Raw genomic sequence first — 16,374 nt, 5'->3', positions numbered from 1 at the left:
GGTGGAGAGACGATGACAAGCAACACCGACCAGCTCAGGAGCGCGCTGCGGGCATCGCTGAAGGAGACCGAGCGCCTGCGCCAGCTCAATCGCGAACTGGCGGAGGCGAATCGGGAGCCCCTGGCCATCGTGGGCATGAGCTGCCGCTATCCAGGCGGCGTCGGCTCGCCGGAGGACCTGTGGCGGCTGGTGGCCGCCGGAACCGACGCGGTCGGCGAGTTCCCGCGCGACCGCGGCTGGGACCTGCAGGCGCTCGAATCCAGCTCCCACACCCGGGAGGGCGGATTCCTCTACGACGCCGCCGAATTCGACGCCGCCTTCTTCGGAATCAGCCCGCGCGAGGCGCTCGCCATGGATCCGCAGCAGCGACTCGTCCTCGAGCTCGCCTGGGAGGCCCTGGAACGCGCCGGTCTCGACCCAGACGCGCTGCGCGGCTCCCGCTGCGGAGTCTTCCTGGGGGCCAATGGTTCCGGCTACGGCGTCGGCGTCACCGACCCGGAGGTGGAGGGGTATCTGCTGACCGGCACCGCCGCCAGCGTCATCTCCGGGCGCATCGCCTACACCCTCGGCCTGGAGGGCCCGGCGGTCACCGTGGACACCGCCTGCTCGTCCTCGCTGGTCGCGCTGCACCTGGCGGGGCAGGCGCTGCTGCGCGGCGAATGCACCCTGGCCCTGGCGGGCGGGGTGACCGTGATGCCCAATCCCGGTCTGTTCGTGGAGTTCTCGCGACAGGGTGGGCTCGCACCCGACGGCCGCTGCAAGGCGTTCGCCGACGCCGCCGACGGCACCGGTTGGTCCGAGGGCGCGGGCCTGCTGGTCGTCGAGCGCCTCTCCGACGCCCTGCGGCTCGGACATCCGGTGCTGGCCGTGGTGCGCGGCAGCGCCGTGAATCAGGACGGCGCGTCCAATGGGCTGACCGCGCCGAACGGGCCCTCTCAGGAGCGGGTCATTCGGCAGGCCCTGGCGGCGGCACGGCTGGCCGCCGGGGAGATCGACGTCGTGGAGGCGCACGGGACCGGCACCGTGCTCGGCGACCCGATCGAGGCGCAGGCGCTGCTGGCGACCTACGGCAGCGACCGCGTCGGCGCGCACCCGCTGCTGCTGGGTTCGCTGAAATCCAATATCGGCCACACCCAGGCCGCCGCCGGGGTCGGCGGAATCATCAAGATGGTCATGGCGATTCGCCACGGGCAGGTGCCCGCGACCCTGCACGTGGACGCGCCCAGCACCCGGGTCGACTGGGCGGCGGGCGCGATCGACCTGGTCACCGCGCGGACCCCGTGGCCGGAGACGGGTCGGCCGCGGCGGGCCGCGGTGTCCTCGTTCGGCGTCAGCGGCACCAACGCGCACGCGATCATCGAACAGGCCCCGACACCGGCACCCGCACCCACAGCGGCGGGGACGATGCTGCCGATCCTGCCGATCCTGTTGTCCGCCAAGACCGATGCCGCGCTGCGTGCACAGGCACAGCGGCTGCGCGACCACCTGGACAGCGGCGCTGAACTTCTCGACATCGCCTACTCCGCCGCCACGTCACGCGCCGCGCTGTCCCGACGCGCGGTGGTGTGCGCGGCCGACCGTGCGGAGCTGTCGCGTGGCCTGACCGCGCTGGCCGCGGGCGAGGCCCCGATCGGCGGGCCGGTGAAAGGCAAACTGGCGTTCCTGTTCTCGGGCCAGGGTTCACAGCGACTCGGCATGGGACGCGACCTGTACGAGGCGTTCCCGGCGTTCGCCGCGGCCTTCGACGAGGTGTGCGCCGCGTGGGAGCCGCCCGTGCGGGAGGTGATGTGGGGCGCGGACCGGGAACGGTTGGATCGCACCGAGTTCACCCAGGCGGGGCTGTTCGCCTTCGAGGTGGCCGCGTTCCGGCTGCTCGAAAGCTGGGGTCTGCGACCGGATTTCCTGCTCGGGCATTCCATCGGCGAGCTCGCCGCCGCCCACGTCGCGGGCGTGCTGTCGCTGGCCGATGCCGCGACATTGGTTGCTGCGCGCGGTGCAATGATGCAGGCGCTGCCGCCGGGCGGGGTCATGGTGGCCGTACAGGCCGCGGCTGATGAATTGGAACCGCTGCTGGTCGACGGGGTGAGCATCGCCGCGGTCAACGGCCCGAACTCGGTCGTCTTGTCCGGCGACGAGGAGGCGGTGGTCGCCGTGGTGGGCGACCGGAAGGCCAAGCGGCTGAGCGTGTCCCACGCCTTCCATTCCGCGCGCATGGAGCCGATGCTGGACGAGTTCCGGGCGGTCGCCGCACGACTGACCTACCACCCGCCGCGAATCCCGCTGGTATCCAACCTGACCGGACGACCGGTCGTCGAGATCGACGCCGAATACTGGGTGCGGCACGTGCGGGAAGCGGTGCGCTTCGCCGACGGCATGCAGTATCTGACTGACTCGGGTGCTCGAACGTTCCTCGAGTTGGGTCCGGACGGCACCTTGACCGCGATGGGCCAAGAATGCGTCCCCACCGGCGAATTCACCTCGATCGCGCGCAAGGATCGCCCGGAAGCCCGGACCCTGATGGACGCCGTGGCCGCGCTGCACATCGTCGGAGTCGGCCCGGACTGGAACGCGGTCTTCGCCGACACCGGGGCCCAGCGAGTGGATCTGCCCACCTACGCCTTCCAACGCGAACGCTATTGGCTGGCACCGGCCACACTGACCAACGTCGGTGCGGCCGGGTTGAGCGCGGCCGATCATCCACTGCTCGGCGCGACCGTGTCGCTGCCCGAATCCGGCGGCGTCCTGCTCACCGGGCGGCTGTCGCTGGACACCCACCCGTGGCTGGCCGACCACACCTCCCAGGGCGCACCGCTCCTGGCGGGCACCGCGTTCGTGGAGCTGGCCCTGCGCGCCGCCGATCAGGTCGGCGGCGGCACGGTCGAGGAACTGGTGCTCGCCGCACCGCTGCCGCTGCCCGCACACGGTGGCGTCGATCTGCAGGTGATCCTCGGCGCGGCCGACGAGACGGATCGCCGTGCGCTGTCGGTGTATTCGGGCCGAGACGGCGAATGGACCCGCCATGCCACCGGAATCATCGCGCCCGAAGCGCCGTCGGCCACGTTCGACCTGACCGCCTGGCCGCCAGCGGACGCGACCGAACTGGATGTCGAGTACCTCTACGACGCCCTGGCGAGTGTGGGCATGGGCTACGGGCCCGCGTTCCGCGGCCTGCGCGCGGCCTGGCGGCGCGGCGACGAGGTCTTCGGCGAGGCCGTGCTCCCGGCGGGCGATGGCCGCGGATTCGCCGTGCATCCAGCGCTTTTCGACGCCGGACTGCACCTGCTGGGCCTCGACGCCTTCGCCGCCGAGGACGGGCGCGCGCACCTGCCCTTCTCGTGGTCGGGCGTGACCCTGCACGCGGCCGGGGCGACCGCGGTCCGGGTCCGGGTGACCCCGCACGACGGCGGCGCGGTGTCGGTGCTCATGGCCGATGCGACCGGCGCGCCGGTGATCTCGGTGGACTCGCTCGAGATGCGCGAGGTGACCACCGCCCGGCCACAGTCCGATCCGCTCTACCGCCTCGAATGGGTCCCAGTCCCCGAAACAAATGCGCGGGAAGAGGATTCGACCATCGAGGTCCTCACCTGTGAGCCCGAGCCCGGCGACACCGTGCGGTCCACGCACGCGACGGTCTGCCGCGTCCTGGAATCGCTGCACTCCTGGCTGGCCGCCGACCGTCCCGCCACCGCGCGGCTGCTGGTGGTGACCACAGGTGCCGTCGCGGCCGTACCCGGTGACGAGGTCACCGATCTGGCGGCCGCCGCGGTCTGGGGCCTGGTGCGCTCGGCGCAATCCGAGCACCCCGGCCGCTTCCTGCTCGCCGATGTCGACTCACCCGACGGGGTGGCCGCGGCCGTCGCCGCAGGGGAGGCGCAGGTCGTGGTCCGCGCGGGCGAGGTCTTCGTGCCGCGACTGGCCAAGGTCGCCGCGACGGGGTCTGCGAGCCCGTGGCGTGCCGACGGCACCGTGCTGATCACCGGTGGCTCGGGCACTCTCGCGGGTCTGGTGGCACAACACCTCGTGGTCGAGCACGGTGTGCGGCACATGCTGCTGGCCAGTCGCAGCGGGCGCACCCCCGACCTCGGGGACCTCGACGCGACGATCACCTCCGTCGCCTGCGATGTGGCCGATCGGGCCGCGGTGGCGGAACTGCTGGCGAGCATCCCGGCCGAGCATCCGCTGACCGCGGTGGTCCACACCGCCGGTGTCGTCGACGACGGCGTCCTGGAATCGCTCACCCCCGCGCGCGTCGAGGAGGTGCTGCGGCCCAAGGTGGATGCCGCCTGGCATCTGCACGAGCTGACGGCCGACCTGGACCTGTCGGCGTTCGTGCTGTTCTCTTCCGGCGCAGGCGTTTTCGGCACCGGCGGCCAAGCCAACTACGCGGCCGCCAATGCCTTCCTCGACGGTCTGGCCCAGCATCGCCGGTCGCGCGGCCTGCCCGCGACCGCACTCGCCTGGGGCCTGTGGGCGGTGCGCAGCGGCGTCACCGGTCATCTCGCCGAGGCCGACCTGGCCCGGGTGGCACGCGGCGGCGTGCTGGCGCTGTCGGCGCGAGAAGGATTGGCGCTGTTCGACGCTGGCTCGGCCGCAGCGGACGCGCTGGTGGTGGCCATGCGACTGGACCTGCCCGGCCTGCGGGCCCGCGCCGGGGACGGCGAGATCGCGCCGCTGCTGCGCGGCCTGGTCGGCGCACCGTCGCGCCGCAAGGTCGCCGGACCCGCCGGGTCGCCGGTGGCGGGCCTGTCCGGGGAGGAACGCGAGCGCGCGCTGCTCGAGCTGGTCCTCACCAATGTCGCCGCGGTGCTGGGACATTCCGGCGCGGACGCGGTCGATCCCGGACGTGCCTTCGGGGAGATCGGCTTCGACTCGTTGACCGCGGTCGATCTGCGCAACCGGCTCGGCGCGGCCACCGGGCTGCGGCTGCCGGTGACCCTGGTGTTCGATTTCCCGACCCCGGCGGCGCTGGCCGCCCACCTGGGCAGCGAATTGTCCGGCGGCACGGGCGAAGTCGCGGTACCGGCCGCGACCGCGGCCGCCGCGGACGAGCCCATCGCCATCATCGGCATGGCCTGCCGCTATCCCGGCGGCGTCGCCACCCCGGACGAGCTGTGGGAACTGGTCGCCTCCGGCACCGACGCCATCTCCGAATTCCCGCGCGATCGGGGCTGGGACGTCGAGGCGCTCTACGATCCCGACCCGGACCGGCTGGGCACCAGCTACACCCGGTCGGGCGGATTCCTGCACGAGGCCGCCGAATTCGATCCCGAGTTCTTCGGGATGTCACCGCGCGAGGCCCTCGCCACCGACTCCCAGCACCGGCTGCTGCTGGAGGTGTCGCACGAGGCCTTCGAACGGGCGGGCCTGGACCCGGAATCGTTGCGCGGCAGCCGCACCGGGGTGTTCGCGGGCGTGATGTACCAGGACTACGCCAGCGTCGTCGAGCATGCCGCCGACAACTTCGAGGGCACCATGGGATTCGGCGGCAGCATCGCCTCCGGGCGCGTCGCCTACACCTTCGGGCTCGAGGGCCCGGCGGTCACCGTCGACACCGCCTGCTCCTCGTCGCTGGTCGCCCTGCACTGGGCCGCACGGTCGCTGCGCGCGGGAGAATGCACGCTGGCCCTGGCGGGCGGGGTGACCGTGATGTCCACCCCGGGCGTCTTCCTCGGCTTCTCCCGCCAGCGCGGACTGTCCCCGGACGGCCGCTGCAAGGCGTTCTCCGCCAGCGCCGACGGCACCGGCTGGGGTGAGGGCGTCGGCATGCTGGTGGTCGAGCGGCTCTCCGACGCCCGCCGCAACGGGCACCCGATCCTCGCCGTACTGCGCGGGTCGGCCATCAACCAGGATGGCGCGTCCAACGGTCTCACCGCGCCGAACGGGCCCGCACAGCAACGGGTCATCCGCCAGGCCCTGGCCGACGCCGGGCTGCGCGCCGCCGACGTGGACGCGGTCGAAGGCCACGGCACCGGCACCACGCTCGGGGATCCGATCGAGGCCCAGGCGCTGCTGGCGACCTACGGCCAGGACCGGGACCGGCCGCTGTGGCTGGGCTCGATCAAATCGAATATCGGCCACACCCAGGCCGCCGCCGGGGTGGCCGGGGTGATCAAGATGGTGCAGGCCATGCGGCACGGCGTGCTGCCGCCGACGCTGCACGTGGACGCGCCGTCCCCACACGTGGATTGGTCCGCGGGCGCGGTCGCACTACTGACCCGGGCGCGGGAATGGCCCGCGGTCGAGGGGCGTCCGCGCCGCGCGGGCATCTCGTCGTTCGGGGTGAGCGGCACCAACGCCCACCTCGTGCTCGAGGAGTATCCCGCCGAGGAGCTTCCGGGTACCGCGACGAAAACCCCTGTGCCCTGGCTTGTTTCGGCCAAGACCGAGTCGGCGCTGGGGGAGCAGCTCGCGCGGCTCGGCCGTTATCTGCGGTCCCGACCCGAGCTGGAACCGGCCGACATCGGATGGTCGCTGGCCACGACCCGCACCGCCTACCGCCATCGGGCGGCGGTCACCGGGCGCACCCGGGAGGAACTGCTCGCCGCGCTGGATGCGCCCTCGATCACCGGGTCCGTGGTGAAAGGCGCACTGGCCTACCTGTTCTCGGGCCAGGGTTCCCAGCGCTGGGGGATGGGTCGCGAACTCCACACGGAATTCCCGGTCTTCGCCGCGGCGTTCGACGAGATCTGCGCGGCACTGGACATGCCGGTTCGTGAGGCGATCTGGGGCGAGGACACCGCCGCCGTGGATCGCACCGAGTACGCCCAGACCGGACTGTTCGCGCTCGAAGTCGCGCTGTTCCGCCTGCTCGAAAGTTGGGGTGTGCGACCGGATTTCCTGCTCGGGCATTCGATCGGCGAGATCGCGGCCGCACACGTCGCGGGCGTGCTGTCGGTGACGGACGCGTGCGCCCTGGTGCGGGCCCGGGGTCGGCTGATGCAGGCGCTGCCCACCGGTGGCGCGATGGTCGCGGTGCGCGCCTCGGAGGCCGAGATTCGCCCCGCACTGACCGCAGGGGTCGATATAGCGGCGATCAACGGGCCGAATTCACTCGTGCTTTCCGGCGACGAGGACGCCGTGCTGGCGGTCGTCGGTGACCGGAAGGCCAAGCGGCTGACCGTTTCCCACGCCTTCCACTCGGCCCGCATGGAGCCGATGCTCGACGAGTTCCGGCGCATCGCGGCGGGACTTTCCTACGCGCCGCCGCGAATCCCGGTGGTATCCAACCTGACCGGCGCTCCGGTCGAGTCCTTCGACGCCGACTACTGGGTCCGCCATGTCCGCGAGACGGTCCGATTCGCCGACGGCGTGCGGTATCTGGCCGACCAGGGTGTCCGCACAGCCCTCGAACTGGGACCCGACGGCACGTTGGCGGCCATGGGGCCGGACAACCTGACCGACGCGGAACCAATGTCCGACATCGCGTTCGTGCCCCTGCTGCGTAAGGACCGCGGGGAGAGCGAGGCCGCGATCGCGGCGCTGGCGCGGCTGACGGTGCGCGGCATCGGCGTGGACTGGGCGGCCCTGTTCCCCGAGGCCCGACGGGTGGAACTGCCGACCTACGCCTTCGAACACCGGCACTACTGGCCCAAGCGGGCGGCGGTCACCGGTGACCTCGACGCGGTCGGCCTGGACGCGGCCGATCATCCGCTGCTCGGGGCCGCGGTGGCGCTGCCGGAATCCGGTGGCGTGCTGTTGACCGGCCGCCTGTCCGTGGAAACCCACCCGTGGCTGGGCGACCACGTGGTCCTCGGCTCGGTGCTGGTGCCCGGAACCGCGCTGGTGGAGTTGGCGATTCGCGCGGGCGACCAGGTTGGCTGCCCGGTCGTGGAGGAACTCACCCTCGCGGTGCCGCTGGTGCTGCCCGAAGGGCGGGCCGTGCACATTCAGGTCGCGGTGGCCGCCGCCGACGAGCAGGGCCGTCGCGCCCTGTCCATCCACTCCAGTGTGGACGGCACGACCGAGTGGACCCGCCACGCCACCGGCATGCTCGGAACCGACAGCCGCACCGCCGATTTCGATCTGAGCGTGTGGCCGCCCGAGGGTGCGCGAGCGCTGCGCTCGGACGGGTGCTACGACACCTTCGCCGACCGCGGCTTCGCGTACGGACCCGCCTTCCGGGGTCTGCGCCGGGCCTGGCAGCACGGCACGCGGATCCTCGCGGAAGTCGAACTGCCGGAGGAATTCCGCGACCCGGCCTTCGGCATCCATCCGGCACTGCTGGACTCCGCGCTGCACGCGCTGGGACTGGCCCCGGACGCCGGAGACACCGGGGCCCTGCCGTTCTCGTGGACCGGGGTCGCACTGCACGCCAGCGGTGCCGCCACACTGCGGGTCCGGCTGGACCGAGCCGATGCGGACACCTGGAGTCTGCGGGTCGCCGACGGCACCGGCAGGCCGGTCGCCTCGATCGACTCCCTGATCCTGCGGGCCGCGGCCACCGATCGGTTCGACACTGTCCGCCAGCCCGACTCGCTGTGGCAGCTCGACTGGGTCGACGCCACCGAGGCCGAGCCTTGGACCGGGGAGTGGGTCGAGCTCGGCGACACCGCGCTCGAATCACTGGACCCGGTACCGGACACCGTGGTGGTGGCCAGCACGCCGGGGGATACGCCCGACGCCGTGCGCGCCGCGACCCATCGAATCCTCGCCCTGCTCCAATCCTGGCTCGCCGACGACAGATTCGCCGCCGCGCGACTCGTGGTGACGACGCGCGGGGCCGTGGCCGCCGCACCCGGCGAACACCCCGCCGACCTGGCCGGAGCCGCGGTCTGGGGTCTGGTCCGCTCCGCCCAATCCGAGCATCCGGGACGGTTCGTCCTGGCGGACGTGTTCTCGCCCGACGATCTGGCCGCCGCCCTCGCCAGCGGCGAACCGCAGGTGGCCGTGCGCGCGGGCGCAGTGCTGACACCCCGATTGGCCAGGGCCGCAGGGGCACTCACCGTACCCGAGGCTGCACCGGACTGGCGCTTGGACAGCACCGGCAAGGGCACCCTCGACAATCTGGCGCTCCTGCCGCACCTGGACGCGTCCCGGCCGCTCGCCGCGGGCGAGGTGCGCATCGCGGTCCGCGCGGCCGGACTGAACTTCCGCGACGTACTCAACACGCTGGGCATGTATCCCGGCGATGCCGGACCGCTCGGGGTCGAAGGAGCCGGGGTGGTCACCGAAGTAGCCTCGGACGTCACCGATTTCGCGGTCGGCGACCGGGTGCTGGGCCTGCTGCCCTGGGCGTTCGGGCCGACAGCGGTAGCCGACGCGCGCGTGATCGTGAAGCTGCCCAACGACTGGTCGTTCACCCGCGGCGCGTCGGTACCGGTCGTGTTCCTCACCGCCTACTACGCCCTGCGCGATCTCGCTGACCTGCAAGCGGGCGAATCCGTGCTCGTGCACGCCGCCGCGGGCGGGGTCGGCATGGCCGCGGTGCAACTGGCCCGGCACTGGGGTGCGGAGGTGTTCGCCACGGCGAGCCCGCCGAAACAGGATGTGCTACGCGCACAGGGCTTGACCGACGACCACATCGCCTCCTCCCGCAGCCTGGACTTCGCCGACGAATTCCACACGCGCACCGCGGGACACGGTGTCGATGTGGTGCTCGACGCGCTGGTGGGCGAATTCGTCGATGCCTCCCTGCGCCTGCTGCCGCGCGGCGGCCGGTTCATCGAGATGGGCAAGACCGACGTCCGCGATCCGGCGCGGGTCGCCGCGGACCATCCCGGGGTGAGCTACCGGTCCTTCGAACTGTTCGACGCCGGACCCGACCGCATCCGGCAACTGCTGGACGAGCTGATGCGACTCTTCGAAGCTGGTGTGCTGCAACCCCTTCCGGTCACCACCTGGGACGTCCGGCGAGCTCCGGAGGCCTTCCGGCACGTCAGCCGCGCCCGTCACGTCGGCAAGGTCGTCCTCACCGTCCCCGCCGCCCCGAACCCGCACGGCACCGTCTTGATCACCGGCGCGACCGGCACCCTCGGCGGACTGCTGGCCCGACATCTGGTGACCGAGCACGGGATTCGGCATCTGCTGCTGACCAGCCGCGGCGGTCGAGCCCCCGAACTGGAGGCGGAACTGACCGCGCTCGGTGCCCGGGTCACCATGGCGGCCTGCGATATCGGTGATCGCGCGGCCCTGCGCGCACTGCTCGCCACCATCCCGGCCGACCACCCGCTGACCGGCGTGGTGCACGCGGCGGGCGTGATCGACGACGGCGTGATCGATGCCCTGACCCCCGAACGGATCGACACCGTCCTGCGCCCGAAGGTCGACGCCGCGTGGAATCTGCACGCGGAGACCGAACATATGGACCTGGCCGACTTCGTGCTCTACTCCTCGGCGTCCGGTCTGTTCGGTGCACCGGGTCAGGCCAACTACGCGGCCGCCAACGCCTTCCTCGACGCCCTCGCCCAACAGCGCGCCGCGGCCGGGCTGGCGGGCACCGCGCTGGCGTGGGGACTGTGGGAGGAACGCAGCGCCCTCACCGCGGAGCTCGGCGCTGCCGACCGGAAACGCGTGTCGCGCAGCGGTGTTCGCGCGCTGTCGGCATCCGACGGGCTGGCCCTGTTCGATGCCGCCCGGCACTCCGGTCGCGCGGTCCTCGCGCCCATGCACCTGGACGCGTCCGCGCTGCGTGGGCAGGACCGGCCGCATCCGCTGCTGCGCGGCCTGGTCCGGGCCCCGGCCCGGCGGGTCGCCGACGCGGGCACCGCCGCGGCGGCGGAATCGCTGCGGGAGCGGCTGATCGGAGTGCCCGCGGCCGAGGCCGAGCGCATCCTCACCGATCTGGTCGCCACCCACATGGCCGCCGTCCTCGGCTACCCGGGCCCGGAAGCGGTGGATCGGGAGCGCACGTTCCGCGACCTCGGCTTCGATTCGCTGACCGCCGTGGAACTGCGCAACCGGCTCGGCGCGGCCACCGGGCTGCGGCTGCCCGCGACCCTGGTCTTCGACCATCCGACCGCCCCGGAGGTGGCCGCCCTGCTGCGCGCGGAACTGGCCCCCGATGGTGCCGCGTCCGCCACGGTGGCGCTGCGGGAGGTGGACCGGCTCGGCGAGCTGCTCGCCGCCCTGGAGACCTCCGACGCCGAACGGGCCCAGATCACCGTCCGGCTGCAATCCCTGCTCGTGAAATGGGGTGGCGCGCAAGCGCCGACCGAATCCGGGGTCGGCCTCGACGCCGACACCGACGACGAGCTTTTCGACTTCATCGACAACGACCTACAGGTGTCTTGATGAGCACTCCGCAGACCAGCAATGAAGCCAAACTCCGCGACTACCTCAAAAGGGTCGCCGCGGATCTGCAGCAGACCCGCCAACGGCTCATCGAGGCCGAATCGCGGGAGCAGGAACCGATCGCCATCATCGGCATGAGCTGCCGCTTCCCCGGCGGCGTGCGCTCACCCGAGGATCTGTGGCGGCTGTCCGCCGACGGTGTCGACGCCATCGGCGATTTCCCGACCGATCGCGGGTGGGCGGTCGATCCGAGCTACCCGCGGCGCGGCGGATTCCTCTATGACGCACCGGAATTCGACGCCGCATTCTTCGGGATCTCCCCGCGCGAGGCGCTGGCCATGGACCCGCAGCAACGACTCCTGATGGAACTGTCGTGGGAGGCCATCGAGCGGGCCGGGATCGACGCGGCCACCCTGCGCGGCGGCCAGGTCGGGGTGTTCGCCGGTGCGGCCGCCTCCGGCTACGGCGCGCACGCCGAACCGGAACAGACCGCGGGCTTCGCCCTCACCGGCGGCGCGACCAGCGTGCTGTCCGGGCGCGTCGCGTACTTCTTCGGATTCGAGGGCCCGGCGGTCACCATCGACACCGCCTGCTCGTCGTCGCTGGTGGCCCTGCATCTGGCCGGACACTCACTGCGGCAAGGCGAATCGTCGCTGGCCCTGGTGGGCGGAGTGACCGTCATGCCCAGCCCCGCCATGTTCGCGGAGTTCGCCCGCCAGGGCGGACTCGCCGCGGACGGACGCTGTAAAGCCTTCGCGGCCAGCGCGGACGGGACCGGGTGGGCCGAGGGCGCGGGCGTGCTGCTGATCGAGCGGCTGTCCGATGCCCGGCGTAATGGGCATCCGGTGCTGGCCGTGGTGCGCGGCACCGCGGTCAACCAGGACGGCGCGTCCAATGGCCTGACCGCGCCGAATGGTCCGTCCCAGCAACGGGTCATCCGCAAGGCCCTGGCCAACGCGCGACTGTCGGCCGCGCAGGTGGAAGCGGTGGAGGCGCACGGCACCGGAACCACCCTGGGCGATCCGATCGAGGCCCAGGCCCTGCTCGCGACCTACGGACGCGACCGGGATCGCCCCCTGTGGCTGGGCTCGCTCAAATCCAATATCGGCCACACGCAGGCCGCGGCGGGCGTCGCGGGCGTGATCAAGATGGTGCAGGCCCTCCGCCGCGGCGTGCTGCCGCGAACCCTGCACGTGGACGAGCCGTCGCCGCAGGTGGATTGGTCGGCGGGCGCGGTCGAACTGCTGACCGCGAACCGGGACTGGCCGCGCGGGGAGGAACCGCGCCGCGCCGGTGTGTCGGCCTTCGGCGTCAGCGGCACCAACGCGCATGTGATTCTCGAACAGGCCGCCCACCCGGAGCCTGTTGCGCCGGAAGCACCGAACCCGAACCTGGACATGGTGCCGTGGGTGCTCTCGGCGAAGACCCCGTCCGCATTGCGTGCCCAGGCCGCGAATCTGCTCGAATTCGCCGCGGGCGCACCGGATGTCGACCCGATCGATATCGGCCGCGCGCTGACCGCGCGATCGACGCTGGACAGTCGTGCCGTGGTAGTGGGCGCGGACCGCGACGAACTGCTGGCCGCACTGTGCGCGGTGGCCGACGGCACGACGGCCCCCGGCCCGCACGCCGGGGGCGGCAAGATCGTCTTCGTCTTCCCCGGCCAGGGTTCACAGTGGACCGGCATGGCGCTCGAATTGGCCGGTGCCGCACCGGTGTTCGCGCGGCGACTGGCCGAGTGCGAGCGGGCGCTCGAGCCGTTCGTGGACTGGCGATTGACCGAGGTGCTCGCCGACGCGGCGCAGCTCGAGCGGGTCGACGTGGTCCAGGCGGCGCTGTGGGCGGTGGCGGTCTCGCTAACCGCGCTGTGGCGTTCGTACGGGGTGGAACCGGCCGCGGTGGTGGGACATTCGCAGGGTGAGATCGCGGCGGCGGTCGTCGCCGGGGCGCTGTCGCTCGAGGACGGTGCGCGGGTGGTGGCCCTGCGCGGTCGCGCGCTCGCCGCGCTGTCGGGCCGCGGCGGCATGGTCTCGGTCGCGCGCGGTGCGGACGACCTGGGTCCGCTCGACCCGGGTCTGTCACTGGCGGCGGTGAACGGGCCGGGCGCGACGGTGCTCTCCGGAACGCCCGAAGCCCTGGACGCGCTGCTCGCGCGCTGCGAGTCCGAAGGCGTTCGGGCCCGCCGCATCCCGGTGGATTACGCGGCGCACTCGGCGCAGATCGACGCCCTGCGCGACGAACTCACCACCGTGCTCGCCCCGGTCCGGCCCCGCCCGAGCACGATTCCGCTGTACTCGTCGGTGACCGGCGCACTGCTCGACACCACCGGCATGGACGCCGACTACTGGTTCCGCAATACCCGCGAGACGGTCCGATTCGACCGGGCCACAGCGGCATTGGCCGCCGACGGCTATCGGGTGTTCATCGAATCCAGTGCGCACCCGGTGCTCACGGGACCCTTGCAGGCGGCCGTCGACGAGGCGGTCGTCGTCGGCTCGCTGCGCCGCGACGAGGGCGACATGCGGCGGTTCCTGACCGCCCTGGGCGAGGTCTTCGCCGGGGGAGTGCCGATCGATTGGGGTGCGCTGTTCCCCGGCTCCGGCCACGTGGAATTGCCGACCTATCCCTTCGAACGGCAACGGTATTGGCTGGACCAGCCGACCGCGCGAGCTGGCGGCGACGGCCAGCGGTATCGCGTCGATTGGCGCACTCTGCCCGACCCCGAATCCATTCCGCCGCGCACATTGCTGGTGGTCGCACCGCCCGCCGAATCCGAGAGCGGCAGGGAGACCGCCGAACTCACGGACGCGCTGTCCGAACGCGGTGTCGTGCTGGTGCGCACGGCACCGGCCGACGACGTGGCCGCCCTGGTCGACAAGCTCTCCGGTGTCGGCAAGGTCGACGCCGTGCTGTCGCTGTTGGCCCTCGATTCGAGCCCGCACGACGAGTATTCGTCGGTGCCGCGCGGGTACGCCCTGACCTTGACGCTGATCCGGGCTCTGGGCGCGGCCGGGGTCGACGCGCCGCTGTGGTGTGCGACCCGCGGCGCGGTGGCCGTCGCGGACGAACCGGTGCGGCCCGAGCAAGCCCTGGTCTGGGGCCTGGGACGGGTTGCGGCACTGGAACTACCGGATCGCTGGGGCGGTCTGGTGGATCTGCCCCGAGAGGCGAATACCACCCTCGTGGACCGCCTGCTCGGCGTGCTGGGCGGCCCCGAGGACCAGGTGGCGCTCCGCTCGACCGGGGTGCTCGGCCGCCGACTGGTCCGGGCGGCCCTGCGCGCCAAGGGCTCTCACGGCTGGACGCCGTCCGGCACCGTCCTGGTGACCGGTGGCACGGGCGCGCTCGGCGCGCACACCGCCCGGTGGCTGGCCGCCGACGGAGCCGAACACCTCGTCCTCGTGAGCCGACGCGGTCCCGCGGCCCCCGGTGCCACCGAACTCGCGGCCGAGCTGCGCGCGCTGGGCGCGCAGGTGAGCGTGCTCGCCTGCGACGTGACCGATCGAGCGGCGCTGGCCGAGGTGATCGCGGCCCTGCCCGCACTGGACGCGGTGGTGCACACCGCGGCGGTGCTCGACGACGGTCTGGTCGACGCGTTGACCGTCGAGAGGGTCGATCGCGTATTGCGGGTCAAGGCGCGGGCGGCATGGGATCTGCACGAGTTGACCGCGGACCGAAAGCTGTCGGCGTTCGTGCTGTTCTCGTCGCTGGCGGGCGTGGTCGGCACGCCCGGCCAAGGCAACTACGCGCCCGGCAATGCCTACCTGGACGCCTTGGCCGAGTACCGCCGCGCCCGGGGCCTGCCCGCGACGGCCATCGCGTGGGGCCCGTGGGCAGGAGAAGGCATGGCCGAGAGCGGAATCGGTGAGACCGCGCGCCGCCACGGCGTGCCCGAACTCGACCCGACACTGGCCGTCGCGGCCCTGCGGGAGGCGCTCGAGACCGGTGAGACCACGCTGACGGTCGCCGAGATCGACTGGGCCCGTTTCGGTGTCGCGTTCACCGCCACCCGGCCCAGTCCGCTGCTGGCCGACCTGATCCCGGCCACCGCGCCCGCGCCCGCCGCCCCGGAACTCGGGACCGCCTCGCTGCTGGACGTGGTGCGCCGCCAGGTCGCCGCCGTGCTCGGCTACGCGGACGCCGAATCGGTCTCGGCCACCAAGGCTTTCAAGGACCTCGGCCTCGACTCGGTGACCTCGGTCGACCTGCGCAACCGCCTGGTCGCCGCGACCGGTCGACGGCTCTCGGCCACGGCCGTCTTCGACTACCCGACGCCCCGGGCACTGGCCGAATTCCTCGGCGGCGCCGGGGAATCGACGGACCAGGCCGCCCCGAACACCATCGAGGAGCCGATCGCCATCATCGGCATGGCCTGCCGATTCCCGGGCGGCGTCGGCTCGCCCGAGGACCTGTGGGAGCTGCTGCTCTCCGGCCGCGACACGGTTTCGGATTTCCCCACCGACCGCGGCTGGGACATCGCCGGACTGTCCGCGGCCGACCGCCTCGCCACCCGCGAAGGCGCGTTCCTGGACCACGCGACGAAATTCGACGCCGAGTTCTTCGGCATCTCCCCGCGCGAGGCGCTGGCCATGGACCCCCAGCAGCGACTGCTGCTCGAAACCACCTGGGAGGCTTTCGAACGCGCGGGCATCGATCCGGAGACCGTGCGCGGGAGCCGGGTCGGTGTCTACGCGGGCACCAATGGCCAGGACTACGTCGGTGTGGTGTCCCATGCCCGCGAGGACCTGGAAGGCTATGTCGCCACCGGTCTCACCGCCAGCGTGCTGTCGGGCCGCATCTCCTACGCCTTCGGGCTGGAGGGTCCGGCCGTCACCGTCGACACCGCGTGCTCGTCCTCGCTGGTGGCCCTGCATCTGGCGGGACAGGCGCTGCGCGCGGGCGAATGCGAACTCGCCCTCGCCGGTGGCGTGACGGTGATGTCGACCCCGACCGGGTTCGTCGAATTCTCCCGGCAGGGCGGACTCGCCCCGGACGGGCGCTGCAAGGCGTTCGCCGAGGCGGCCGACGGCACCGGCTGGTCCGAGGGCGTCGGCGTGCTCATGCTCGAAAGGCTCTCCGACGCACAGCGTCTCGGGCACCGGGTGCTCGCGATCGTGCGCGGCTCGGCGGTCAACCAGGACGGCG

General features: G+C 72.4%; 1 protein-coding gene and 1 pseudogene (1 of these 2 only partly in view). Both read left to right on the top strand.

Annotated elements, in window-relative coordinates; translation table 11 throughout:
* Nucleotides 1-12: 12 nt before the first annotated feature.
* On the top strand, nucleotides 13-11,229 hold the full coding sequence (locus tag VMT40_RS24800; protein WP_326361133.1) for an SDR family NAD(P)-dependent oxidoreductase: 11,217 nt from the start codon (nucleotides 13-15) through the stop codon (nucleotides 11,227-11,229).
* Nucleotides 11,229-16,374 (top strand): annotated as a pseudogene (locus VMT40_RS24790) (type I polyketide synthase); its annotated part runs 12,539 nt beyond the window's last position; the annotation flags it as partial. The gene VMT40_RS24800 and the pseudogene VMT40_RS24790, both read left to right, overlap by 1 nt.

It is taken from the genome of Nocardia sp. CDC160 (assembly GCF_035818795.1).
GTDB lineage: Bacteria > Actinomycetota > Actinomycetes > Mycobacteriales > Mycobacteriaceae > Nocardia.
The sequence above is the reverse complement of the archived record's forward strand: the minus strand, read 5'-3'. Positions and strand labels throughout refer to the sequence as shown.